This window comes from Candidatus Methanoperedens sp. BLZ2, assembly GCF_002487355.1.
In the GTDB taxonomy this organism is placed as follows: Archaea; Halobacteriota; Methanosarcinia; order Methanosarcinales; family Methanoperedenaceae; genus Methanoperedens.
In genome coordinates, this window is the sequence record NZ_NTMG01000085.1 from 94,776 (window position 1) to 116,862 (window position 22,087).

Here is a 22,087-nt window from a genome sequence, read left to right on the forward strand (position 1 = left end):
AGAAAAAGCGTTTATAGTTCCTATAATATAACTCAGGACAAAATCATAACAAGAGATGATAGTGTGGTTGACAAAAAAATTCTAATAACTTATGCATCTTCAACAGGCAGTACCGAAAAACTTGCACAGATAATCGCGGAGGGAATTAAAAAAGTGGACGGCGTATCATTTGAAATGAAGAGGGCAAAAGACATCAGACCGGATGATGTGGCTTCAGCTAATGGCTACGCATTTGGCTCACATTCTGCTTCTGAGTATATGGACGGAGAAATTAAAAATCTCTTTGAAGGACTCTCTTCTGTAAAAGAGAAAATGAGCGGCAAACCTGTATTACTTTTTACAACAGGACAGGGTAAACAGGCTGCTGCGCTTGCATCAATGGAAAAACTGGTGGCTGTATTCAATCCCGGGTGGATCAAACCGGGTCTGGCGGTTAAAGGTATGCCGGGAGAATCTGATAAAGCAAACGCTATTGAGATGGGAGAAAAACTTGCAGATGCGGTAAAAAAAACACAAAAACCCACATATATTGTTGCGTAACAGGAATGGAAAAAATAATTCTTTTAACTTTAGTTTCCAGCGATATGATGGGTTTTAACCTTAGCTCTTGCGTATCCTTACCGCATTTGCATGAGCAAAAAGCCCTTCAGCTTCGGCAAGCCCAATAATTGTATCGTTCATTCCCTCAAGACCTTTCTTTTCAATGATCTGCACGCTTGATTTCGTTACGAAATGGTCAATATTCAAACCTGAGAACATCCGTGCATATCCTGCTGTTGGAAGGACATGGTTCGTGCCTGATGCATAATCACCAGCAGATACAGGCGCATAAGAACCGACAAAAATCGAACCTGCATGCCTGATCCTGCCAAGAATATCTTCCTCGGTCATTATTTCAAGATGCTCAGGCGCAAACTTATTTGAAAAATCAATGCATTCATCAAGTGTTCCAGTGAGTATGGCTGCATTCTCAAGCGAGGTCTTGATAATTTCTGCACGTGCCACATTTTTTATCTGGATCTCTATCTCCTGCATTACTTGTTTTGCCAGGTTTTCTGATGGGGTTACAAGCACGCAAACAGCGTTCGGGTCATGCTCTGCCTGGGCTATCATATCAGAAGCTATGAAATCAGCTCTTGCCGATCCATCTGCAATTATCAGCACTTCACTTGGGCCCGCAGGAAAATCAATAGCAGTTCCGCAGGCCATTTTGGCTGCTGTGACATATACATTGCCAGGCCCAACTATTTTATCTACTTTTGGAATGGTCTTTGTCCCATAAGCCATAGCAGCTATTGCCTGTACGCCTCCTGCGCGAAAAACACGGTCTGCGCCTGCGATATGTGCGGCTGCCAGTGTCAGTGGGTTTACTGTTCCATCCGGGTTCGGGGGAGTGCATACAATAACCTGCCTTACGCCTGCGACTTTTGCAGGGATAACTGTCATAAGAGCAGTACTTGGATAAGATGCCCTTCCGCCAGGGACATAAGCGCCTACGGACCCAAGAGGTGAAATACGCTGTCCCAGCCTGATCCCGGGTGCAAATTCCTTTATCCAGTCCTTTGTGGCCTGGGCATCATGGAACGCACGAATGTTTGACGCTGCTTTTTTAAGATGTGTCAGGAGCTTTTTGTCAAGTGAAAAAACTGCTTCATGTATTTCCTTATGGGAAACTTCGATATCTTTTAAGGCTGCTTTATCAAATTGCATTGTATATTTTAATAGAGCAGTATCGCCATTCTCTTTTATATCGTTCAGAATGAGTGTTACAGAAGGCATTACTTCCTGTAACTCATCCTGGCGCTTTAGAAGGCTTTCAATTTCAATATTTGTGAGCATACTAATGGAATTTAATAACATTACATACTGATTTCAGGGTGTAGAGAGATAAATGTTTGTGTGAAGTCGTCAGGTAACAATACGTTCAATATGTACTGTGAGCAGCGATAACTTTTTATATCATTATGCTCATTATGATATTCCTGTTATCTCCCTGTAATTGAAAAACGGGAAGTAATTGCGGGTTGATATTTATATTAATAATGTGGCACTACGTCACATTATCGCAGAATTATGAATAAAACAATGAGATGTGAGTAGTTATGATCGAAAAACAATATGTATGCCCTAATTGTAAACAGCCAATACCGTTAAGAAGCGCAGATTTCATTAAGGGAATTGCGATGGTTTCATGTGTGGACTGTGGCAGGGGTGCTTTTACTATTGAGGATAATCTTTTGGGGTTGGAAATTTAAAATGGATGAAGAAGAAACATATAAATATCAGGAAAATGACGATGAAGAAGACCTTCTGAGATTCCTTCGCGGCGGATTTGGGGCGAAATAAATTTCACGTTTATAAATAATTGATCGTTCTGGATCTAAATATTTGTATAGTGTTAATATAATACAGTATACTGGCCTGCTTTATAAAAAGACAGGCTATGCATTCATGTTAATTCAATTGAATCAATCTATTTTATAAGCATTAACAAACTGAGATAACTTTTTATATGATTACTATCATAAGTATAATGCAGTTATCGACCTGTAATAAAAAAAACGGGATGATGTTACAGGTTTGAATTAAATTGCATCAGTGTGGCGGTCACAGATCGCGGAATTATGAACAAAACAATGAGAAGTGAGTAGTTATGGTCAAGAAACATGATAATAGCCCAGAATTTGAAGTAAATAAAGATGCATATAAAATGTGGTCAGATACCTATGGCGATGTCTCAAAAATGTGGGACGAATCCCACTCAAAAATTTTAAAACCATGGGTTGAATTAATGGGAGAAATGTCTGATAAGACAAAAGAGATCTCCTTAAATTCGGCGCCGAAAAATTATAAGGAATTTTATGATGAGTGGATGAAAACATACGAGAATTCGTTTGGGAAATTTTATCCTGTTTCGATCCCTGCGCCCAAAGAAACACTTGAAAACTTCATAAAAATATCCGGTGAATCAAATAAACTTTACAGGTCATGGATAGAAGAATCAGAAGAAAATACGAAAAAGACCTCTGAACTACTTAAAAATGGGGCTGACCCTGCAAAATTCAAAGAGTGTTTTGAAATGTGGATGAAGTCCTATGACAAAATGTCGAATGATTTTATAGAACAACCCGCAGTTAAATACCAGAAAGAGATATTTGTAAATTATACCGGCATACCCGATTTTTATTCGGAAACCCTGTTGAAAATGTCAACAATGTGGAGGGATTCTTTTAATAAATTGTATAGTCCGTGGGTCGAATCCATGCAGAAGCTTTCCCGGAATATAGAAAAGATTTCAAAAGGCAATGCAAGCCCTGAGGCTTATAAGGAATTTTTTGATATGTGGGCAAATACTTATAAAGAAAACTATAAAATGTTTGACCCGCGGTCTGCGATCTCATCTAAAGAAGCGTTCGAGAATTTCATAGAGAGCAGCAATGTCAGCCTGAATCTATATAAATCATGGATTTCGGCCATGGAAGGAATGCATGAAAAATTCAAGGACCATTCTAAGATCACAAATGACCCCGAAGCTTGCAAAGAATTTTTCAATCTATGGGTAAAGATGCATGAAAAGGCTATCGAAGATGTCTTTGATAGGATGCCCATGGTATCTCCTGTCAAAGAGATGATAGAACCTATCAGGGATGCATGTAAGCTCTATGCCAATGCGTCCATAAAAATGTCAAAAATGTGGATGGATTCGTATACACGCGCTGCACGACCCAAGGTTTAAACATGAACATTGGCGAAATACCTGCTGTTGGCCCATCAAGAGAGAAAACAGAAAAAATGATGAAGTTTTTCCCTCTCTTTATGAATTTTTATAATGTGTGGATGGACTCTATTTCTGATTTTTCGAATATCTCCCTTGAAGCAATGAACAGGATGCATGACAAAACCGCAAATATAGGGTACGAGATCAGTCCAGAGAAAAATAAAGAAATATATAACATATGGATAGAGACCTACAGCGATACCTTTAAAGAATTCCTGGGAACAGGTCATTTTGCCCGGGATATGGGTAAAATCACCTCACTTTTGATCGACGCTCAAAAATACAATCGGGAAATGCTTGAGGAAAATTTACTAAAACCTATGAATCTACCCACAAGTACCGATATTGATGAAGTGAACAGGGAGCTGTATTCTCTTAAAAAAACAGTAAGAGAATTGACCCGGAAAATCAATGAATTATCACAGGAAAAATGATTATTTTATGATTCAAACAATGAATGGACTTAATTTAATTGAAGAACCTTTTATAAAATTTACAAAAAGTTGTGAAGTAATTTCAGAGTTAACTGAAATTTCAGTGGGAACAACCCCTCATGAGATAGTATATAGTGAAGATAAAATGAAACTTTTTCACTATAAACCAGCAGTGGAAAATCCCTGTCAGGTTCCTGTTCTTATGATATACGCTCTTGTAAACCGATATTATATCCTTGATCTTTCGCCTGATAAGAGCGTAATAAAGAACCTCCTGGATAAGGGCTTTGACGTTTATGCAATTGACTGGGGATACCCCTCAGGGATGGACAAATATCTCACGATAGATGATTATGTGAATGGCTATCTGAATAATGCTGTGGATTATGTCAGGAGAGAATCGGGAGCAGATAAAATTTCCTTATTAGGCGTATGTGTGGGCGGAACTTTATCCGCAATGTATGCCTCACTTCACCCAGAAAAGGTAAAAAACCTGATAAGTTTTGTTGCACCTATCAACTTTGATACCGATAAATCCCTGCTCAATATCTGGGCAAAAGAAATGGACGTGGACAAAATAGTGGACTATTATGGTATAGTTCCCGGAGATTTCCTGAACATGGGATTCCTTCTTCTTGATCCTTTCAGGCTTATGATCGATAAATATGTGGGATTTTTAGAACGGATCGATGACAAGAAAACCGTAGAAAATTTTCTACGCATGGAAAAATGGATATTTGACAGCCCGGGCCAGGCAGGTGAAGCTTACAGGCAGTTCATGAAAGACTGTTACCAGAAAAACCTCCTGATTAAAAACAAAATGGAAATCGGAGGAAAGAGGATCAATTTGAAGAAAATTTCCATGCCCTTGCTTAATATTATGGCACAATTTGATCATCTTGTTCCAAATGAATCAAGCCAGCCCTTGACAGAGGCTGTATCGAGTACTGATAAAGAATCTATGGTTTTCCCCACAGGTCATATCGGTATGTTCGTTGGCTCAAAATCCCAGAATGAGGTTTGCCCGAAAATTGCACAATGGTTAAAACCAAGGTCTATTACCAGTAAAGATGAAACTCCCAAAAGTACAGATGCAGATAGAGATCAAAATAAAACCGATGTAAAGAAAAGCAAAAGTAAGAAAAGTAATCGCAAATCGAAGGAGATCAAGAAATGAGAGTTGAAAACAAGGTCGTAATAATAACAGGATCAGGAAGCGGTATTGGCCGTGAGACTGCAATATTGTTTGGAAAAGAAGGCGCTAAAGTCGTAGTGGCGGATGTGAATGAAAAAGCAGGCCAGGAAACAGCAGAATTAATAAGGAATAACGGAAGTGATGCATTCTTTGCAAAGCTTGATGTATCCGACAGGGAACAGTCAAAAGAAGTTGTAAAGGATACACTGGAAAGATATGGAAAGATCGATATCCTGATCAATAATGCAGGAATTATCCAGGATGCATTGATTTCTAAAATGACTGAAGACCAATGGGACAAAGTTATTACTATAGACCTGAAGGGGCCTTTTAACTGCATCCAGGCAGTTGTAGAAGCAATGACAAAACATGGAACTGGCGAGATCATCAACGTATCTTCAATTGTAGGATTGTACGGTAATATCGGCCAGTCAAATTATTCAGCAGCCAAAGCAGGGCTGATCGGATTGACAAAAACTCTTGCCAAGGAACTGGGAAGGAAAGGAATAAGGGTCAATGCGGTTGCTCCGGGATTTATATATACTCCGATGACAGCAACCGTACCTGAAAAAATACTTGAGATGATGAAGGAAAAAACACCGGTAAAAAGGCTTGGCAGGCCTGATGATATCGCGTATGCACTGTTATATCTTGCTTCGGATGAAGCAAATTTCGTTAATGGCGCGGTACTTTCTGTTGATGGCGGACTCCTCCTGTAATCCGGGTGGCAACTATGAAGAATGTAGTAATTGCTGCTGCGACCCGTACCGCAATAGGAAAATTCGGTGGAAGTCTTAAAGATTTTAATCCGGCACAACTTGGTTCTGTGGTATTGAAGGAAGCATTAAAGCGGGGAAATATAGCAGGAACCGAAGTTAATGAAGTCATAATGGGAAATGTACTTTCTGCAGGGCATGGCCAGAATGTTGCACGCCAGGCAGCGATTAGCGCAGGTATCCCGGTCGAAGTATCCTCATTCAGCGTAAATAAAGTATGCGGCTCAGGCTTAAAATCAGTTGTCCTTGGCGCACAGGCTATAATGCTTGGTGATGCTGATGTTGTACTGGCAGGCGGCATGGAGTCAATGTCAAACACTCCTTATGCCTTAAGAAAGGCCCGCTGGGGAGCCAAAATGGGCAATGACGAACTTGTGGACCTGATGGTTCATGACGGTCTCTGGGATATTTTCAATAATTATCATATGGGCGTTACAGCAGAGAATGTAGCGGCAAAATTCGGAATTTCCAGGGATGAACAGGATGATCTGTCAGCAAAGAGCCAGAATAAAGCGGAGGCTGCCATAAAAGCCGGGAAATTCAGGGATGAGATCGTTTCTGTGCCAGTCCCTGTTCCAAAAGGCGAACCTGTTCTTTTTGATACTGATGAATTCCCGAGGTTCGGGACAACCAAAGAATCGCTTGCTAAACTGAAAAGCGCATTTAAAAAGGACGGTACTGTGACAGCAGGCAATTCTTCGGGGATTAATGATGGTGCGGCTGCTTTGCTTTTAATGTCCGAAGAGAAAGCAAAAGAAAAAGGAATTGTTCCCCTTGCAACCATCAAAAGCTATGGTTTATCAGGGGTGGCTCCCGATATTATGGGCACAGGCCCGATCAATGCAAGTAAAAAAGCTTTGCAGCGGGCGAATCTTTCCGTGAGCCAGCTTGACCTTATTGAGGCAAATGAAGCATTTGCGGCGCAAAGCATTGCGGTCAACAGGGAACTTGGTCTTGATCCTGAAAAGGTTAACGTGAACGGCGGCGCCATAGCCCTGGGACATCCCATAGGGGCAAGCGGCGCAAGGATACTTGTTACACTTCTCCATGAATTAAAGAGAAGGAATGGCACATATGGCCTTGCAACCCTCTGTATAGGAGGAGGGCAGGGTATAGCCGTTGTTGTAAAGAGGTGAAATTATGGGTTGCAGGAAGAAAGGCAGATTGGACGGTAAGGTTGCCCTTGTTACCGGAGGCTCAAGAGGTATCGGAAAAGCTATCTCTTTACGCCTCGCGGAAGAAGGAGCAGACGTGGTAATTAATTACCAGAATACGAAAGAGCATGCTGAGACGGTTTCAAAGCTCATTGACATGATGGGCATGGCAGGCAAGCTTGAAAAAATTGCCTCACAGATACACAAGATGGATAATAAAGAACATGCAAAAGAGTTCTCAAGACAACTGGATGCCATTGAAAAGCACTCTTATATATGCCAGGCAAATGTCAGTAATTTTGAGCAGGTAAAAAAGATGCAGGAAGAGGTCATAAAACAATTCGGGAAACTGGACATCCTGATCAATAATGCCGGAATAGTAAGGGATAAATCTTTTGTAAAAATGACTTCTGACATGTGGGATGATGTTATGCATGTGAATCTGGATGGATCTTTCTATTGCACCAAGGCTTTCATAGAAGGAATGCTTGAGAGAAAGTATGGCAGGGTTATAAATATTTCTTCAGTCGTCGGAAGAATGGGCAATTTCGGGCAGGCAAATTATACTGCATCAAAAGCAGGAATGATTGGCCTCACAAAGGCGCTTGCAAAGGAATTTGCAGGGAAGGGGGTCACCGTGAATGCAATTGCACCCGGATTTATTGAAACCGATATGGTAAAAGGTGTCCCTGGTGATGTAATGGATAAGATTCTCGCAAAAATTCCTCTCGGCAGGCTTGGTAAAGCTTCCGAAGTCGCAGGAACCGTTGCTTTTCTTGCATCTCAGGAAGGGGATTATATCACAGGACAGGTTATTGACATAAATGGAGGACTCTATATCTGAAAATGGATTTTCGGGCGGCGGACAGAAGTGAATTATTCCGTCGTTTCGCCCACTTTGTCGCTGATAACTCATTCTTTTACCCGTGAGCTCCCAGGCGGTAAAAACATCGCTATCCTGTCCGGCGAAGCTATCGTTTTTATGAGCTTTTTATCCTCGAATTTTTCATTCAGCAAACGGTATATCTTCTTTGAAATGTCGTTCTGGTTGAACTCACCCGGTTCAACCTCCAGGATGAACTGAGCTGTTTTCTTTACAGCACTCAATGGTCCTCCGATCAGCCTTTTCTCTTCACCAAGCTCAAGACCAAGCGCCGCGCCCAGTATTACATCCTTGAAGTAATTTCGCTTTCCCCTTATCACAAAAGCGCCTTTTGCCACATATTCACCTGATTCAGGGGTTTTTGAGACCTGCTCAGGTAACACCCAGTAAGCGTCCCCGCTTACCTGCCCTGATTTCCAGATGCCTGAATATGAAACAGTGAACTGCGCAGCTTCAAGAAGCGTGGTTTCAGGCACCTCTTTTCCTTCTGTTTTGATTACAACAGCAGGAGAACCTGATACATGGGCATGGAAGAAAATATCTTTTTTCTGGAGGTATTTTTTCACGATATCCTCGTTACTCTGGGCATCCCTTCCCCCGATAACAAGGAATCCATCAGATGAGAAAAACCACCGGAATTGCTCAAACCACTTTTGTTTTGGTTTCTGGATTTTCTTACTTATTTTCGGAGCTTCTTTTTTCCCTGTCAATTTCTTTGTATCTTCTATCGCAGCAAGCGCACCTTTTATCTTTCCCGATAATTTTTTTGACCTGTCATAATAGACCTGGGAATTCTGTGTTACCGTGAGACGTACATCGAGCTCTACTTCCTCATTATCCAGCAGCACATTGATCAGGCCTTTTCCGGGATTAATGGATTTGATCACTTTTGCTTCAGGCATCTCTGATGTTTTCAATATGTTCTTGATATCGTCCCATGAATATCCTTTCTCCCTGGCATTATTGATGACCTTTAAGATCCCATCGCATGTCTGGTAATGCGAATAGATCAATTCTCCTTTATGAACAAGCTTTTGCTCATCTTCCCTGAATTTTGCTAGCGCAAGGATCTGTTTCTGGAGGCGGTATTCGTATGAACTCGTTTTTTCTTCCTTTGCTGCTTTTACAACTTTGACGGCTTCATTTTTCTTTTTTGCCTCGCTGCTGAAATATTCATCAAGCGCCTCATTGAAAGTGCTAAAAGATATCTTCTCATTTTTCTCGTAAAGGGAAATAGGGAAAGGAAGCACGTCTATTTTTATCCCATCTTTCAGGGTTATTTGTGGTTTCAGTTCCGTGCTTAGCGGTTTAAAAACATCCTGTAGCGCATTTTGCAATGAAGACAGATCCTTTATATCCTTCGCTGGTGTATTTTTCTCAATTCCGGCGCGGATGCAAAGCTCTTCTGCATACTGGCCCCCAATATTCATTTTTGTTGCCACAGTTCTGACGATGTCTGCATCAGAATGTGCGAACATTTCTTTTAGCTGATCCTGCGTGGCAGTAATGGGACTGATCTGTGCCTGCGGCAACTCATAAGGCTCGCCTCCCCGGACTTTCCTGTCCCTGAAGCTTATGGATTTTAATGGCAGTATTATCTGCTTTTCAGAGTTCAATAAAACGATATTCCCCCTTGAAAATAGTTCTATGATAAGGATGGTCTTATCCTCGCCGCGCTGGATATGCATCTCGATTATCCTGTCAAAATCATACTGTGAAACATCTGTTATCCTGCCCCCTGTCAGGTGTTTTCGAAGAAGCATCGGGAATGACTGCGGGAATTTCGGGGCAACCTCAGGATTTTTCGTGAGATGAAAGCGTTTTCCTGCCTCTATGACAAGATTAGTCCTTCCTTCTTTGAAAATATGTAGCCCAACCCTGATCTCATCCGGTGAATGCTGGTATATCTTTGTGATCTTGGCATCAAGAAGACGGGGATGCAATTCCCTTACCAGCGCTGCAACGTCCACGCTTGACATTTCCTGTTTCATGTAAGGGGGCTATATGAAGGGGATGTTAATTTAAGTTTGTCATCAAAAATCTGCGGATTTTTGATGTTTGTTGGGGCAATGACTACAGGTGCATTTTCTCTATCTGAGCTTTTGCTTTTTGGGCTTCATTCTTTAGTCCGATTTTCTCAAATATATCGAGAGCTTTTTGTGTTGATTTAAACCGTCTCAAAAAATCGGTAATTTCAAATAATATCACTTAACATATCTCCATATATCAAAATCATCCGGAGTAAAATTTATGCCCCGTCTTCCCCCACACCAACGCCTGACAACAGATTTCCCTGTCCTTCATTTCGGAAAAGTACCGGAATTCGATAGCAAGACCTGGGATTTCCGTGTTGAAGGGCTTGTTGAAAATCCCGTCAGGCTGACATACGATGAATTACTTGCGCTTGAAAAAACGGTGGATGTAAGCGACTTTCATTGTGTGACAGGATGGAGCAGGTTTGAAAATAAATGGGAGGGGGTTCGATTCAGTGACCTGGCAAAACTCGTAAGACCAAAAAGCAATGTCCGGTTCGCTACGATAGAGGCTGACGGTGGATATACAACCAGCCTTGCACTTTCGGAACTCATGGAGCCTGATGTCATTCTTGCATACAATTTTGAGGGAAAGCCCCTTGAAGCATTGCACGGCGGGCCGCTCCGGCTTGTCGTCCCGAAAAAATACGCTTACAAGAGCGCCAAATGGGTGAGAAAAGTTGTATTTACGGAAAAAAAGGAGTTGGGCTTCTGGGAACAGAGGGGATACAGCGACAGCGCAGACCCGTGGAAAGAGGAAAGGTATTCGTATTAATTAAACAATTCCTGGGATGCCCGGTTGAAGATATGCGGCGCGTCTTTTGGCTGGCGATCTGAATGCATAAATACAAAAATATAAACGGTGGATGGTAGTAAAACTATTTAAGTTTCAAAATAGGTAATATAAGTATGCAACAGGAAATTTATTTTAGCTTTGATGAGAAAAGAGTAAAAGACATCTCAAAGAGCATAGCTAGTGAAGTGGCAAACAGAATTTATGATGAATTTCTACTTGCAAGATATATTCCAGAAATTATATCAATAGAAAAAGGCAGTGTTGTACCGATAAAAACTGAAGATTTTAAAAAACAAATAGCACAGAGAATAAAGTCAATGGCTGAATAATTCCATTATATTCTTTATTCCACCTTCAAATGCATATTCCAGTTTTCCAATAAGCTGATTTATTACTTTTTGCTGCTTTTCCTTGTGTTCCCATCTGACAATGTAAAATTTTTCATTTTCTTGATTGAAAATCACGTAAAGCCTGTAAGGTGGACGCATGAATTTAATTTCGCCTAAAACGTATTTGTCTCTCACATGAAGTAGCTTGATTGCATTTTTGCCCATTCTTTCTATCTTTTCTATTGATTTGCAAATCAGTTCCAATTGTCTTTTTTCTTTTATACTTTCGATTTCTTTTTGAAACGATGGAACGATTATTACTTCAAAGCCCTTCATTCCTGCAAGTTATTGTAGTCCGAATATAAAGATGTTGCGAGCAAATGAAACTGTGACAGGATGGAGCAGGTTTGATAATAAATGGGAGGGCATTCGATTCAGTGACCTGGCAAAACTTGTAAGACCAAAAAGCAATGCCCGGTTCGCTACAATTGAGGCTGATGGTGGTTATACAACCAGCCTTGCACTTATGGAACTCATGGAGCCTGATGTCATTCTTGCATACAATTTTGAGGGAAAGCCCCTTGAAGTATTGCACGGCGGGCCGCTCCGGCTTGTCGTCCCGAAAAAATACGCTTACAAGAGCGCCAAATGGGTGAGAAAAGTTGTATTTACGGAAAAAAAGGAGCTGGGCTTCTGGGAACAGAGGGGATACAGCGACAGCGCAGACCCGTGGAAAGAGGAAAGGTATTCGTATTAATAAAAATCTTCTTTTTCCTCCTGATCATAATCCAGAATCTTATATTTCAAACCTTCAAAAACATTGAATACGATCGGGCAGATTGAACAATTTACAATTACATTTATTAATCTTGAAGTGAAATCATTCTTATGCAAATGAGGATAAGCCACACAATCTTTAGGCCGATAGGCATAGCATGAACACGAATTATTTTTGAGGAAAGGGCATGGCATCTTATCAAAAGTATAATCGTTTGATTCGTGATTTTTTATAAGATACTTGCTTTTCAATTCAGCAACAGGAATCCCTGAACCTTTTGAGAATTTATCAATATCTTCATTATCCAGGGTTGGTACCATTTCTATACAGCAATTGGCACATTTTTGACAATCTATTTCTGAGACTATATCACGATATAATCTATGAACAATTGAATCTATTTTTTCATCCGTTATATCGCAATTTTTCAAAAACGACCGGAATTCCCAGTTCTCTTTTTCTTTTTGTTTTGATATCTTCTTTATCTTACTGATGTCAGTTTCCATGCAACAACTCGCCGATCCTCACAAGTGGTATTAATTCAACACCTTCATCTTTTAGGAGTTTGATCGCTTTCAAAACAGAACCTCCTGTAGTGGCAACATCTTCGACCATGAGTGCAGTGCTGTTTTTTATAAAATCTCCTACAATCTGCCCTTTTGTCCCGTATTCCTTGGCTTCTTTCCCGAGGAAAGGGTAAAATCCCCGGATTTAATTGCCCCGCATTCTTTCAGGGAATCTGTAAGTGATGTCATTACCATGGCTCCTTTTTTAATCTGGCATAATATCCGATAATATTGGTCAACCGATGCAGAAGCGGTGTGAAAAAAACAACAGTGACCATTATCCACGGCTCTGCAAGGAAGTTATCTGAAAACCACACCGGGTCAAAGGCATATGTTAATATCCAGGCGCCTGCCACAAAATCAAGCTGGTCAACAATGGGAAATTTTGCGCCGCGTTCATACCCAAGCCTTCTTTTAAAAAAGCTTTTTGTCATATCACCAAGAAGAGCGCCAAAAGAAAGCGTGAATATCGATATATAAGTGAACGTCCCAAGATTGTGCAGTGGCGTGACCTGCATCTGGATAAGACCTGTGATAACGCCGCAAATTGTTCCCCCGATAAGGCCGCGAAAGGTCTTGCCGTCACCGAATATTCTTCTGCCGTCTTTCCAGTTCTTCCCCAGATCAATGGGTGTCCCGCCTCCGAAAACAACAGCAGTCGGATTTGCCATGTAAGCAGGAAGCATCAACCATGAAGCTTTCAGGATCAACCCGAAAATAGTTACAAAAATTTCAAACATAGCCTCACTGCTCATGGGTTATGGGTGTAAATTGCTCAACCTTAACACCAGCTTTATCAAAAAAAACCAGGGATTCCTTATCAGGATATACGGTCCCGAATACCACTTTTTCAATTCTTGAATTGATCAGCATCTTTGCACACAGGATGCATGGCTGGTGAGTACAATAAACAATAGCGTTCTCTATGCTGACACCATGAAGCGCAGCCTGGATAATGGCATTCTGTTCCGCATGGACGGCGCGGCACAGTTCATGACGCGTCCCCGACGCAATATTGTTTTGCTGTCTGATGCATCCTATATCAAGACAGTGTTCAAGGTTCCTTGGTGCGCCATTATAACCTGTGGAAAGTATCCTCTTATCTTTCACTATTACCGCCCCTACCTGGTTCCTGAGGCATGTGGAGCGTTTTGCAACAATCGTTGCTATTTCCATGAAATATTCATCCAGTGTGGGTCGCATCGGCAATTAATAACCACCAAACGATAAATATTTACTGCTTAAAGAATCAATTGTTCAATATGAAATCCATAGTTTTACTTTCATCTGGTCTTGATTCCACAGTCGCCTTCAAAGAAGCATATGATATAAGTGATGAAATCCTGTGTGTGACTTTTGATTATGGCCAGAAAGCACGGGAGAGAGAGATCTCATTTGCAAAGACGATTTGTGAGCGATATAAAGCAGGGCACATTGTTATAGAACTTCCATGGTACAGGACGTTCCGGGGCGCACTGACAGGAGGGAGCGCTTTGCCGGAAATATCAGAGCATGAACTCGATGATAAGGAAATTACGAAAAAATCAGCGGAAAATGTCTGGGTACCGGCACGCAATGTTGTTTTTCTTTCAATAGGAGCAGCACTTGCCGAGAATTTTAAATATGACACAATTGTCACGGGTTTTGATGTCGAAGAAGCTGCAACGTTTCCGGATAATACAATCGAATTTGTTAAGCGTTTCAATAAGATGTTAGAATTGGGAACCCTCACCAAAACTTCGGTCTATGCCCCTTTAATATCCATGAATAAATCTGATATCGTAAAGCGCGGTCTTGAAATAGGAGCGCCTCTTGAATGGTCATGGTCATGTTACAATGGGTCGGAAAAACCATGCGGAACTTGCGAATCCTGTCTCAGGAGAAAACGTGCTTTTGAAATTTCCGGTACAAAAGACCCTTTACTTGAAAGATTAGGAGCATAGGCTAATGTTAATGTCCACTGACCTGCTGGGGTAAATTTGATATTTTTGTAGCCATAACTTCTAAAGGATTTCTGTAGCCAATAACTTCTTACGGAAAATAGCGATGAACATCTTCCCAACGATATACACTCAAGGTCATAACCAATTATTTATAATGTTCAAAATCAGCATTACAGTAATTATGTCAGATTAATCCATGGAGGAGAAAAATGAAGAAAAAAACAATATTTTTCATCGCATTTGCAGTCTTTGCAATAATTGTACTGGTATGGTTTGCTCCTCTGCAAAAAAGTAAATATGTACATATTGTTAGAGAAGTCGGTATTTCGAAGGAGACAGTAGAAAATAATGCAGAAATGGAAAGCATAAAGGTACACGGGACATTCTGGAATGACGGGAGTCTGATTGCTAAGAATTTGACTGCCACAATAATATTTGCAGACGCTGCTCACAATAAAATCGTCAGGAAGAATGTTCCGGTCGGAGGGGACTTACTTGCGAACAAAGGGAATGTAATGGAATTTGATTCGGAATATTTAAGAGAGAAGACCATACCAAAAACAGATGTAAACGTATCGGTCCAGTTCGATTGGATGGAAAACGGACAATTAAAAACAACAGAAACATTATTATCGGGCGATGAATCAGATTCTACGAACAAGGGGAATAATAACACTGGCAAATTTAATTATGGCAATGCCACTGTTGAGAGTATTGAAATAATGGTTCTTGAATCATTTCCTGTTCAGATAAAAGTCAATGCCAGAGGCTATCTGCCTGATGGCTGCACAAAGATAGACGAAATCACGAAAGAAAAAAAGGATAACACTTTTTCAATCAGCATTAAAACAGTTCGACCTGCGGATACATTTTGCACAGAGGTTATTGTACCCTTCCAGGAAGTGATTTCGCTTGACGTTTATGGACTGAAAGCGGGAATATACACAGTGGATGTCAATGGTGTAAATGGAACATTTGAATTGGTGACAGACAATATCATCCGGGAATGAAAATCATGCGTAGAATAACTACCTTTTTACAAAATATGGACCGGTCGGGAATTGAACCCGAGGCCTCTCCCATGCCAAGGGAGCGATCTACCCCTGAGCTACCGGCCCTAGAAGGTGAGTTGCATAGTGCTTAATAAATGATAAAGGTATCGATTAGTTTTGAGTTCTGGCGGCTCGATATTTGTTTCACAAAGATAAGGTTTAAATTGGATGGCGTAATATGGGCGGTAGTCTCGGGCCCGTAGCTTAGCCAGGTGGAGCGCTCGGCTGATAACCGAGAGGTCTTGCGTTCAAATCGCAACGGGCCCATCATTTTTAGAGAAAGGGAACAAAAACCGTACCATACCCAGGATTCTTCAAAGTCAGATTTTGTGCGTTTTCTCAGGGTTTGATAGCACTTGAATTAGCGATTAAGATTAATTATCTTTTAACACAATGGTAACACTATGAATAGGGAAGTTAATAATCAAATTATTTTTTTTATTCTCATTATATCATTTATCAGTGCTTTAGGTTGTGTTTCGCTAACACCAGATGAGGGTGAAAAAATTCATTCAATTACAATAAATGCCGATGAATATACTGCTCCTTTGATATTCACAGCCTTGAATAATACTGATCTCAGCATTTCCAGATACATTAAATCTATTAATGTTGTACCATCAGACATTTTGAATTCAATGTGTCCCCAAAAAAATAATGGTTATATGGAAAGCGTGGGATGTTCTAATAGATCTTTTTTCTCAAATCAATTAGATCATGCTGATATTTATCTTGCCTATTTAGATGAATTTAACGATTATTATTCATTTAATTTTACTTTATATCATGAAATAGGTCATGTTGACCATTCAAAAAAAGTAGGATTCCTTAATGACAGCTTCCAATCCTCCATAATCAGAGAAAAATATGCTGATGAATATGCCTACATATATGCATTAGAATGTAATATTGATGTATACACTGATATAACCAAAAAGCTCCAGGAAACAGAAGATAAGCTCAATGAACAAGCAAAAAATCATTCGTATGATGAACAATATGAAGCACTACTGGTTGAATTAGATAAATTACTGACAAAACAAACACTCTGCATCAATCAAACAAAAATAGATGAAAAATTGTATAGAAACAGAACACAAAAAATATATTTTTATAATTTAAAGTAAATAAGGAAATATTATAGCATTTTTTATGATAGCATCTCACGCCTTTGTCTTGAGCGCTGCTACCTGGTCTTTATCTCCCAATTGCAATGTTCTCAGATCAATCCTATGTTGGATACAGTAAATTGCATATTTCCATACCAAGCTATAGTAATTAGCTCCAAAATTTAGCAAAATTAATTTTAAATTCTTTTATTATGTGTTTCTTTACTGCATAACCTAATTTTTTTCTGGTTCTCAAAGAGCCTGTAGGTGATGTTTTCTCTGGAACTCTTCCAGCCTTGCTCCATTGAACTAAGTTCAGGCAATCTCTTTGGTATTGGCCATATGATGATGTTGCCTTTACATTTCTTAACGAACATCTTTACCTTATTTGATTTTACATGATGTGTTGCCCTATCTACTATCAGCACCACTTTTCCATGCAATCTCAAAAGATATTTTGTAAATCGGATAAAGTTGTCTTCATTTATCCAATCTGCGATGCGACAGTAATTTATTTTGAGACATGGACGGCAAGACAATAGCCACGTCAGGTTTTGGCTCGATCCAGAACCTGGTGGTTATGAGAAAGATGTTCGAAGGGTTTCAGATAAAGACAGTTTGAGTAAACATTAATATAAATTCTAAATTTTTCAAATTTGTTTCAATTTCTCTATTTCGTGCGGTAATAAAGGATGGTTGGCAAACTCATTTAATATTATCAACTTATTTATTAATTTTAATAGCTTTGCATCGTATTCCTGTATTATCAAATAATTTCTTCCTTTTATTACAGACGACTCAATATCTGGATGGTAATATTTTTCAATATAGATTATCACGGCACTAATATTAGTAAATTGATTTACAGTCTCCTCCAAGCTATTTATGAAATTTGCGTAAAAAAGTTCTTTATTATCTAAATGCCATAAAAAAGAATCAAATATCAGTAATACATTGGGATTTTCAGATATTAGTTGTGCTTCTTTGCTTTTAATTGTACCTTTGATTCTAGAAAACTCATCAAATTCCGATGTCCTGCCTTGCATTACTCGTTTTTCTTTAGGAACTTTATCAACATTTTCATTCTTACAAATATAAATATCAATAATATTGGGTTCATGATACTCTTCAAACCCACTCTTTTTGGCTTTTTCCAATAAATCTCCACATATTTTTATTATTTGGTGTGTTCTAGGAGTTGATAATGGTCTAAGAATGTCGAAATAGAATAATAAATTATTAGTAATTGTATAATCTTTTGATAAAAAAAACCAGCTAATTTTCTGGAAATTTTGTAAGGATTTTAAAGGATCTTCGGGATTATTTTTTGTAGTGATTTCCAAAAAAATTTCTCTGTTATCCATATTTATCACGATATCTGGTGTTTTCTTTTTCTTTATTTTACTTGGTTTCAAGAATTCAAAAGAAAAGCCTGAGTTAAGTAACGAATATCCGATTCGAAGTTCAGAATATGTTTCTTCGAAATCATTACTTAAAAAAAGCCTTTTTTTAATTTGATCAAAATTTTCTTTTTTATTCAGAGATTCAATAGCTAAACCTAATTCTCCTACCCATTTTAAACACCATGGGGCATTATTATAAAAATAATCCATTAAAGGATGTGACTTATTCTCTTCTTTTTTAAACCATTCTTCTCCAAGAAATTTCCTAAGATATCCCCAATTTCTTAGCAATTCATTCCTTTCTATCTCATCTATATCCTCTTGTTTAGTTACTATGGATATAAAGAAATCCCAGTTTTCATTGAACATATGGTTTAAGTCGTATACATCGCATTGATCTTTATATAATCATAGGTCAGATCGCAGCCCCAGGCAATCGCGCCGAAATTCCCAATACCAATATCCACTTCAATGATGATTTCCTTGCTTTCCATAATTCCCTTTAGCTCATCGAGCTTTCCCTCTACGATTTTTCCTGAATCAACAAGCACAACCTCATTTTTAGTATCAGAAAACTTAAGCGATATCTTATCCTGGTCGATATCGGCGCCTGAATATCCGGCGGCTGCGACTACCCTTCCCCAGTTGGGATCTTTGCCGAATATCGCAGTTTTCACAAGCGGTGAGCGCACTATCGCCTTAGCGGCCTTACGTGCATCTTTTGCGCTTTTTGCTCCCGTAACTCTTACCTCGATCAACCTGCTTGCTCCCTCTCCGTCTTTTGCTATCATTTTTGCAAGGCTGATACACACATGGTCAAGCCCTTCCTGGAAAACATCTTCTTCGCATTCATTAAATCCCGTTGCAGTTAACAGCGCCATATCATTTGTGCTCGTATCACCATCAACCACCAGCATGTTAAAACTCTTATCAACTGCCTTTCTAAGGCAGGCATCAAGAGTAACTTTAGATAAAGCGGCATCAGTAAATATAAAAGCAAGCATCGTACCCATATTCGGTTCGATCATCCCTGAACCTTTCGCGATACCCCCGATCCTCACACCATTATCTAGCTCTATGGCTATCTCTTTCATGGAAAGATCAGTTGTCATGATGGCTCTTGCGGCAGCTCTGGCTGATTCTTCAGTATCTGAAAGCTGATTATAAACCTCATCCAGATGCCCTCCGATCCATGCCCTGTCAAGATTTCGCCCGATCACGCCGGTTGAGGCTACTCCTATATCATAAGGTTTGCAATTCAATTTTTTTGAAAGTATCTCAGCCATCCATTTCGCATCTATTATGCCTTTTTCACCTGTGAACGCATTTGCGCATCCGCTATTGGCAATTATCGCTTTTAGATTCCCCTTTTCAAGATAGGATTTTGTTACAATAAGCGGCGCAGCTATCACTTTGTTTCTCGTAAAAACACCCGCGGTTTCAAGTTCCCGGGCATCTGCAACCATGATCGCAAGCCCGTTCTTTCCCTGCTTTATCCCATTAGCTCTTATGCCTTTTACGGCGCATATGCCGCCTGTGATCGTTTTCATTGTCACTGCCATTGTCATAGTCATTGCGCCGATCCTGCCATGCCCCTTAATATATCACTTCGGGCAACTATTCCGACGAGCTTTCCATTATCGATGACTGGCAGCCGGTTAACTTTATATTTTACCATAATACTTGAAGCATCTTCCAGTTCATCCTCCGGGGAAATTGCATGGACATCCTTTGTCATTATATCCTCTACAGGCCGAAGCTTAAGATTTTCAAGGGCTTTCTTAGTCTCTTCGATCCTGACAAGATTCCGTATGGGTATCTCGATTATTTCAAAAGGACTTGGAAGCCATAACTCATTTGAAAATTCCGGCATCTTGAATAACTTTAAGAGGTCAGTTTCGGAAACAAGTCCTACTACTTTTCCGTTATTAACAACGGGCAATCCGCTTATATGGTTCTCTTTGAACAAGTTCGAAATATAGCCTAATGAGTCACCAGGCGCACATGTGATAACATCTTTATTCATAACATCTTTTATTTTCATAATAACACCTCACGGAGCAAAACCTGGCGACCAGAGACCTGTTGTCTCAGGAAGGCCAGACATCAGGTTCATATTCTGGATAGCCTGGCCTGATGCTCCTTTTACCAGGTTGTCAATTGCTGATATCGCAACTATCCTGTCGCTTCCTTTTTCAACCTCAAAACCTATGTCGCAGAAATTGGAACCGCGTACATTTCCCAGCATGGGTATGCCTTTTATCAGCCTGATGAATGGTTTATCATTGTAAAAATCATTGTATATCGCGCTGACATCTTCCTGGCTTAATTGTTTCTTCACGAAAATATGCGCTGTTGTGAGAATCCCCCGCACTGAAGGAATAACATGCGGCGTAAAGCTGATGCTTTTCAGGCTGCCATCAAGACGTGTGAGTTCCTGTACAATTTCGGCGCGGTGGCGATGTGTTGTGAGCTTGTATGCCTGGATATTCTCGGCCATGTTCGGATAATGGGAAACTGCACTTGGTTCTACTCCAGCGCCTGATATCCCGCTTTTTGAATCAAACACTACGCGCTCTATCAGTCCTGCACTGGCAAGGGGTGCGACAGCAAGCGAGGCACCGGTGGGATAGCAGCCTGGATTTGCGATAAATTGCTGTGACGATACTTCCGGGTGGAGTTCCGGTATTCCGTATACCGCTTCGCGCGGATCTGTGTGTTTGAGTTTATAGGTTTTTTCAAAAACATCGGTTTTGAGACGGTAATCGGCGCTAAGGTCTACGACCTTGATACCTGCCTTAATAAGTGCAGGAACAACCTGCATAGCTGTGCCATGAGGAACGGCTGTAAAAACGATGTCGCAACGGGAGGCAACTTCAACGGGTGTCAGGTCTTCAAATTCAAGGTCAACAATTTTTCGAAGATGGGCATGTGTATCACTGATTTTTTGTCCCTTTTTGCTGCGTGAAGTAACTGCTTTGATGTTTGCTTCCGGATGCTGGGAAAGAAGCCGCATCAATTCACCGCCTGTATATCCGGAGCCTCCGATAATTCCTATGTCCATGTAATCCCTACATGCCGGGATAAATAATTATACTTTCGTTTCCTGCAAGCTTATTGGCGATCCTTATTAGATCGTTCGTGATATCCGATTCATGGAAAAAAAGATGCGATTTGCATGTGCAGTCACTGCACCCAAAGCCCGGGATGAATTGCGAAAATTCCAGTAGCGTTTGTGCAGCTTTGCATTCAAGAGCTTCACATGTCGGCAATAGTACGGCGCATATCACTTCCGACCGGGGAAGAAGGTGATCTATGTGCCATTTTCTCGTGCTGTTCGAACCTGAAGCCACATTGAAATGTCTTGTGACACGTTTGAATCCTCCGGTTCCAAGTGCTGAGCCGATGTAATAGTAATATCCGGACTTGAAATGGAAATCTCCAAGCTTTCCTATGGTCAGGTCGATGTTGTGATTCAACCTGAGGATAAGAACATATGTACCTTTCATTTTTGAACTTTATAGTTACGATCCTTTATTTAATCGTAAGCGTTGATGTTTTTGGTTTTCATCCGGTGTCTAAAAAAGGTCTTAGTGTTCCAGTAGTACTCTTATGATAATTAGCTATTTGTGGGTGCTACTACACAATATGATTGTAGTGCTCCGGCAGGTTTGGGGAGTGGGGATTAAGAATAAAATCGGTTACCTGCCCGCGCACATCATAATTATTTCTATTTTAAGAATATTCCGGACTATTCCAAATATTCGACATTTACTTTTCTGGCTGGATTGTGACCTGCAATATGAGACAGCACTCAAATTGTTATTAAATCTGAGACATTGGTTTGTGCTACACTAA

The 22,087-nt window shown here is 40.2% G+C and carries 27 protein-coding genes and 2 tRNA genes; 15 read left to right on the forward strand and 14 right to left on the reverse strand.

Features of this window, described 5'->3' with window-relative positions; genetic code table 11:
- Nucleotides 1-63: 63 nt before the first annotated feature.
- Entirely contained in the window at nt 64-540 is a 477-nt protein-coding gene (locus CL181_RS19120; RefSeq protein WP_097300918.1) for a flavodoxin domain-containing protein, read from the forward strand.
- Nucleotides 541-600: 60 nt separating this feature from the next.
- On the opposite strand, the gene hisD is transcribed toward CL181_RS19120, so the two are convergent.
- Nucleotides 601-1,860 carry a histidinol dehydrogenase gene (gene hisD, locus CL181_RS19125; protein WP_097300919.1) on the reverse strand — a complete coding sequence of 420 codons (1,260 nt, stop codon included), beginning with the start codon at nt 1,858-1,860 and terminating at the stop codon, nt 601-603.
- A gap of 242 nt (nt 1,861-2,102) precedes the next feature.
- On the opposite strand from hisD, the gene CL181_RS20720 reads away from it, so the two are divergent.
- The 7 genes from CL181_RS20720 to CL181_RS19155 all read left to right on the forward strand — a co-directional run bounded on the left by CL181_RS20720 (nt 2,103) and on the right by CL181_RS19155 (nt 8,181).
- Complete coding sequence (locus CL181_RS20720; protein WP_176505341.1) at nt 2,103-2,255, forward strand: hypothetical protein; 153 nt, start codon at nt 2,103-2,105, stop codon at nt 2,253-2,255.
- A 398-nt stretch (nt 2,256-2,653) separates the two neighbouring features.
- Nucleotides 2,654-3,736 (forward strand): hypothetical protein, encoded by a 1,083-nt coding sequence (locus tag CL181_RS19130; RefSeq protein ID WP_097300920.1) that lies wholly within the window; start codon nt 2,654-2,656, stop codon nt 3,734-3,736.
- A gap of 2 nt (nt 3,737-3,738) precedes the next feature.
- Complete coding sequence (locus CL181_RS19135; protein WP_097300921.1) at nt 3,739-4,212, forward strand: poly(R)-hydroxyalkanoic acid synthase subunit PhaE; 474 nt, start codon at nt 3,739-3,741, stop codon at nt 4,210-4,212.
- A gap of 7 nt (nt 4,213-4,219) precedes the next feature.
- The gene (phaC, locus tag CL181_RS19140) at nt 4,220-5,389 is read left to right on the forward strand and encodes a class III poly(R)-hydroxyalkanoic acid synthase subunit PhaC (RefSeq protein WP_217993223.1); all 1,170 of its coding nucleotides are present in this window, start codon (nt 4,220-4,222) and stop codon (nt 5,387-5,389) included.
- The gene (fabG, locus tag CL181_RS19145; RefSeq protein ID WP_097300922.1) at nt 5,386-6,126 is read left to right on the forward strand and encodes a 3-oxoacyl-ACP reductase FabG; all 741 of its coding nucleotides are present in this window, start codon (nt 5,386-5,388) and stop codon (nt 6,124-6,126) included. The genes phaC and fabG overlap by 4 nt, the downstream gene beginning before the upstream one ends.
- 14 nt (nt 6,127-6,140) lie before the next feature.
- Nucleotides 6,141-7,319: an acetyl-CoA C-acetyltransferase gene (locus CL181_RS19150; protein ID WP_097300923.1), complete on the forward strand. Its 1,179-nt coding sequence runs from the start codon at nt 6,141-6,143 to the stop codon at nt 7,317-7,319.
- Nucleotides 7,320-7,323: 4 nt separating this feature from the next.
- Nucleotides 7,324-8,181 (forward strand): 3-oxoacyl-ACP reductase family protein, encoded by an 858-nt coding sequence (locus tag CL181_RS19155; RefSeq protein WP_097300924.1) that lies wholly within the window; start codon nt 7,324-7,326, stop codon nt 8,179-8,181.
- Nucleotides 8,182-8,249: 68 nt separating this feature from the next.
- Here CL181_RS19155 and rqcH read toward each other — a convergent pair whose 3' ends face one another.
- Entirely contained in the window at nt 8,250-10,211 is a 1,962-nt protein-coding gene (rqcH, locus tag CL181_RS19160) for a ribosome rescue protein RqcH (protein ID WP_097300925.1), read from the reverse strand.
- Between the two features lie 259 nt (nt 10,212-10,470).
- Here rqcH and CL181_RS19165 point away from each other — a divergent pair, with 259 nt between their 5' ends.
- Together CL181_RS19165 and CL181_RS19170 are read left to right on the forward strand one after the other, a co-directional pair.
- The gene (locus CL181_RS19165; protein WP_097300926.1) at nt 10,471-11,028 is read left to right on the forward strand and encodes a sulfite oxidase-like oxidoreductase; all 558 of its coding nucleotides are present in this window, start codon (nt 10,471-10,473) and stop codon (nt 11,026-11,028) included.
- A gap of 134 nt (nt 11,029-11,162) precedes the next feature.
- Entirely contained in the window at nt 11,163-11,378 is a 216-nt protein-coding gene (locus tag CL181_RS19170; protein ID WP_097300927.1) for a hypothetical protein, read from the forward strand.
- Here CL181_RS19170 and CL181_RS19175 read toward each other — a convergent pair.
- Nucleotides 11,364-11,714: a hypothetical protein gene (locus tag CL181_RS19175; protein ID WP_097300928.1), complete on the reverse strand. Its 351-nt coding sequence runs from the start codon at nt 11,712-11,714 to the stop codon at nt 11,364-11,366. The two genes, CL181_RS19170 and CL181_RS19175, sit on opposite strands and share 15 nt — an antisense overlap.
- Nucleotides 11,715-11,745: 31 nt before the next feature.
- On the opposite strand from CL181_RS19175, the gene CL181_RS19180 reads away from it, so the two are divergent.
- Nucleotides 11,746-12,135, forward strand: a complete 390-nt coding sequence (locus CL181_RS19180; protein ID WP_097300929.1) for a molybdopterin-dependent oxidoreductase — start codon at nt 11,746-11,748, stop codon at nt 12,133-12,135.
- Here CL181_RS19180 and CL181_RS19185 read toward each other — a convergent pair.
- The 4 genes from CL181_RS19185 to CL181_RS19195 all read right to left on the reverse strand — a co-directional run bounded on the left by CL181_RS19185 (nt 12,132) and on the right by CL181_RS19195 (nt 13,931).
- Nucleotides 12,132-12,662: a YkgJ family cysteine cluster protein gene (locus CL181_RS19185; RefSeq protein ID WP_097300930.1), complete on the reverse strand. Its 531-nt coding sequence runs from the start codon at nt 12,660-12,662 to the stop codon at nt 12,132-12,134. The genes CL181_RS19180 and CL181_RS19185 overlap by 4 nt on opposite strands.
- Nucleotides 12,652-12,771 carry a hypothetical protein gene (locus CL181_RS21615; RefSeq protein ID WP_369332924.1) on the reverse strand — a complete coding sequence of 40 codons (120 nt, stop codon included), beginning with the start codon at nt 12,769-12,771 and terminating at the stop codon, nt 12,652-12,654. Before CL181_RS21615 ends, CL181_RS19185 begins: the two co-directional genes overlap by 11 nt.
- Before the next feature lie 139 nt (nt 12,772-12,910).
- Nucleotides 12,911-13,408 carry a CDP-2,3-bis-(O-geranylgeranyl)-sn-glycerol synthase gene (locus tag CL181_RS19190; RefSeq protein WP_394336516.1) on the reverse strand — a complete coding sequence of 166 codons (498 nt, stop codon included), beginning with the start codon at nt 13,406-13,408 and terminating at the stop codon, nt 12,911-12,913.
- Nucleotides 13,409-13,466: 58 nt separating this feature from the next.
- Complete coding sequence (locus CL181_RS19195) at nt 13,467-13,931, reverse strand: cytidine/deoxycytidylate deaminase family protein (RefSeq protein WP_097300931.1); 465 nt, start codon at nt 13,929-13,931, stop codon at nt 13,467-13,469.
- 53 nt (nt 13,932-13,984) lie between these two features.
- On the opposite strand from CL181_RS19195, the gene queC reads away from it, so the two are divergent.
- Nucleotides 13,985-14,665: a 7-cyano-7-deazaguanine synthase QueC gene (gene queC / locus CL181_RS19200; protein WP_097300932.1), complete on the forward strand. Its 681-nt coding sequence runs from the start codon at nt 13,985-13,987 to the stop codon at nt 14,663-14,665.
- A 209-nt stretch (nt 14,666-14,874) separates the two neighbouring features.
- Nucleotides 14,875-15,675 carry a hypothetical protein gene (locus tag CL181_RS19205; RefSeq protein ID WP_097300933.1) on the forward strand — a complete coding sequence of 267 codons (801 nt, stop codon included), beginning with the start codon at nt 14,875-14,877 and terminating at the stop codon, nt 15,673-15,675.
- A gap of 36 nt (nt 15,676-15,711) precedes the next feature.
- Here CL181_RS19205 and CL181_RS19210 read toward each other — a convergent pair.
- Nucleotides 15,712-15,783: transfer RNA gene (locus CL181_RS19210), tRNA-Ala, on the reverse strand.
- Between the two features lie 127 nt (nt 15,784-15,910).
- Here CL181_RS19210 and CL181_RS19215 point away from each other — a divergent pair.
- Nucleotides 15,911-15,984: transfer RNA gene (locus CL181_RS19215), tRNA-Ile, on the forward strand.
- 137 nt (nt 15,985-16,121) lie between these two features.
- Complete coding sequence (locus CL181_RS19220; RefSeq protein ID WP_097300934.1) at nt 16,122-16,844, forward strand: hypothetical protein; 723 nt, start codon at nt 16,122-16,124, stop codon at nt 16,842-16,844.
- Nucleotides 16,845-17,023: 179 nt separating this feature from the next.
- On the opposite strand, the gene CL181_RS19225 is transcribed toward CL181_RS19220, so the two are convergent.
- The 6 genes from CL181_RS19225 to CL181_RS19250 form a co-directional block, all read right to left on the reverse strand.
- Nucleotides 17,024-17,365, reverse strand: a complete 342-nt coding sequence (locus CL181_RS19225) for a transposase (RefSeq protein WP_176505342.1) — start codon at nt 17,363-17,365, stop codon at nt 17,024-17,026.
- A 111-nt stretch (nt 17,366-17,476) separates the two neighbouring features.
- Nucleotides 17,477-18,598, reverse strand: coding sequence for a hypothetical protein (locus CL181_RS19230; protein WP_097300936.1), 1,122 nt, complete (start codon nt 18,596-18,598; stop codon nt 17,477-17,479).
- A 5-nt stretch (nt 18,599-18,603) separates the two neighbouring features.
- Complete coding sequence (gene argJ, locus CL181_RS19235) at nt 18,604-19,779, reverse strand: bifunctional ornithine acetyltransferase/N-acetylglutamate synthase (protein ID WP_097301034.1); 1,176 nt, start codon at nt 19,777-19,779, stop codon at nt 18,604-18,606.
- 20 nt (nt 19,780-19,799) lie between these two features.
- Complete coding sequence (locus tag CL181_RS19240; protein ID WP_097300937.1) at nt 19,800-20,273, reverse strand: CBS domain-containing protein; 474 nt, start codon at nt 20,271-20,273, stop codon at nt 19,800-19,802.
- Between the two features lie 9 nt (nt 20,274-20,282).
- A complete protein-coding gene (argC, locus tag CL181_RS19245) occupies nt 20,283-21,293 on the reverse strand; it encodes an N-acetyl-gamma-glutamyl-phosphate reductase (RefSeq protein WP_097300938.1) in 1,011 nt (336 codons plus the stop codon).
- Nucleotides 21,294-21,300: 7 nt separating this feature from the next.
- Nucleotides 21,301-21,738, reverse strand: coding sequence for a DUF123 domain-containing protein (locus CL181_RS19250; protein ID WP_097300939.1), 438 nt, complete (start codon nt 21,736-21,738; stop codon nt 21,301-21,303).
- Nucleotides 21,739-22,087 lie beyond the last annotated feature (349 nt).

Excerpts from the sequence above, each read along its gene's own strand:
- hisD (WP_097300919.1), bottom strand. The coding sequence starts at position 1,860 with ATGTTATTAAATTCCATTAGTATGCTCACAAATATTGAAATTGAAAGC.
- CL181_RS20720 (WP_176505341.1), top strand. The coding sequence starts at position 2,103 with ATGATCGAAAAACAATATGTATGCCCTAATTGTAAACAGCCAATACCG.
- CL181_RS19130 (WP_097300920.1), top strand. The coding sequence starts at position 2,654 with ATGGTCAAGAAACATGATAATAGCCCAGAATTTGAAGTAAATAAAGAT.
- CL181_RS19135 (WP_097300921.1), top strand. The coding sequence starts at position 3,739 with ATGAACATTGGCGAAATACCTGCTGTTGGCCCATCAAGAGAGAAAACA.
- phaC (WP_217993223.1), top strand. The coding sequence starts at position 4,220 with ATGATTCAAACAATGAATGGACTTAATTTAATTGAAGAACCTTTTATA.
- fabG (WP_097300922.1), top strand. The coding sequence starts at position 5,386 with ATGAGAGTTGAAAACAAGGTCGTAATAATAACAGGATCAGGAAGCGGT.
- CL181_RS19150 (WP_097300923.1), top strand. The coding sequence starts at position 6,141 with ATGAAGAATGTAGTAATTGCTGCTGCGACCCGTACCGCAATAGGAAAA.
- CL181_RS19155 (WP_097300924.1), top strand. The coding sequence starts at position 7,324 with ATGGGTTGCAGGAAGAAAGGCAGATTGGACGGTAAGGTTGCCCTTGTT.
- rqcH (WP_097300925.1), bottom strand. The coding sequence starts at position 10,211 with ATGAAACAGGAAATGTCAAGCGTGGACGTTGCAGCGCTGGTAAGGGAA.
- CL181_RS19165 (WP_097300926.1), top strand. The coding sequence starts at position 10,471 with ATGCCCCGTCTTCCCCCACACCAACGCCTGACAACAGATTTCCCTGTC.
- CL181_RS19170 (WP_097300927.1), top strand. The coding sequence starts at position 11,163 with ATGCAACAGGAAATTTATTTTAGCTTTGATGAGAAAAGAGTAAAAGAC.
- CL181_RS19175 (WP_097300928.1), bottom strand. The coding sequence starts at position 11,714 with ATGAAGGGCTTTGAAGTAATAATCGTTCCATCGTTTCAAAAAGAAATC.
- CL181_RS19180 (WP_097300929.1), top strand. The coding sequence starts at position 11,746 with ATGTTGCGAGCAAATGAAACTGTGACAGGATGGAGCAGGTTTGATAAT.
- CL181_RS19185 (WP_097300930.1), bottom strand. The coding sequence starts at position 12,662 with ATGGAAACTGACATCAGTAAGATAAAGAAGATATCAAAACAAAAAGAA.
- CL181_RS21615 (WP_369332924.1), bottom strand. The coding sequence starts at position 12,771 with ATGGTCGAAGATGTTGCCACTACAGGAGGTTCTGTTTTGAAAGCGATC.
- CL181_RS19190 (WP_394336516.1), bottom strand. The coding sequence starts at position 13,408 with ATGCTTCCTGCTTACATGGCAAATCCGACTGCTGTTGTTTTCGGAGGC.
- queC (WP_097300932.1), top strand. The coding sequence starts at position 13,985 with ATGAAATCCATAGTTTTACTTTCATCTGGTCTTGATTCCACAGTCGCC.
- CL181_RS19205 (WP_097300933.1), top strand. The coding sequence starts at position 14,875 with ATGAAGAAAAAAACAATATTTTTCATCGCATTTGCAGTCTTTGCAATA.
- CL181_RS19220 (WP_097300934.1), top strand. The coding sequence starts at position 16,122 with ATGAATAGGGAAGTTAATAATCAAATTATTTTTTTTATTCTCATTATA.
- CL181_RS19230 (WP_097300936.1), bottom strand. The coding sequence starts at position 18,598 with ATGTTCAATGAAAACTGGGATTTCTTTATATCCATAGTAACTAAACAA.
- argJ (WP_097301034.1), bottom strand. The coding sequence starts at position 19,779 with ATGAAAACGATCACAGGCGGCATATGCGCCGTAAAAGGCATAAGAGCT.
- CL181_RS19240 (WP_097300937.1), bottom strand. The coding sequence starts at position 20,273 with ATGAAAATAAAAGATGTTATGAATAAAGATGTTATCACATGTGCGCCT.
- argC (WP_097300938.1), bottom strand. The coding sequence starts at position 21,293 with ATGGACATAGGAATTATCGGAGGCTCCGGATATACAGGCGGTGAATTG.
- CL181_RS19250 (WP_097300939.1), bottom strand. The coding sequence starts at position 21,738 with ATGAAAGGTACATATGTTCTTATCCTCAGGTTGAATCACAACATCGAC.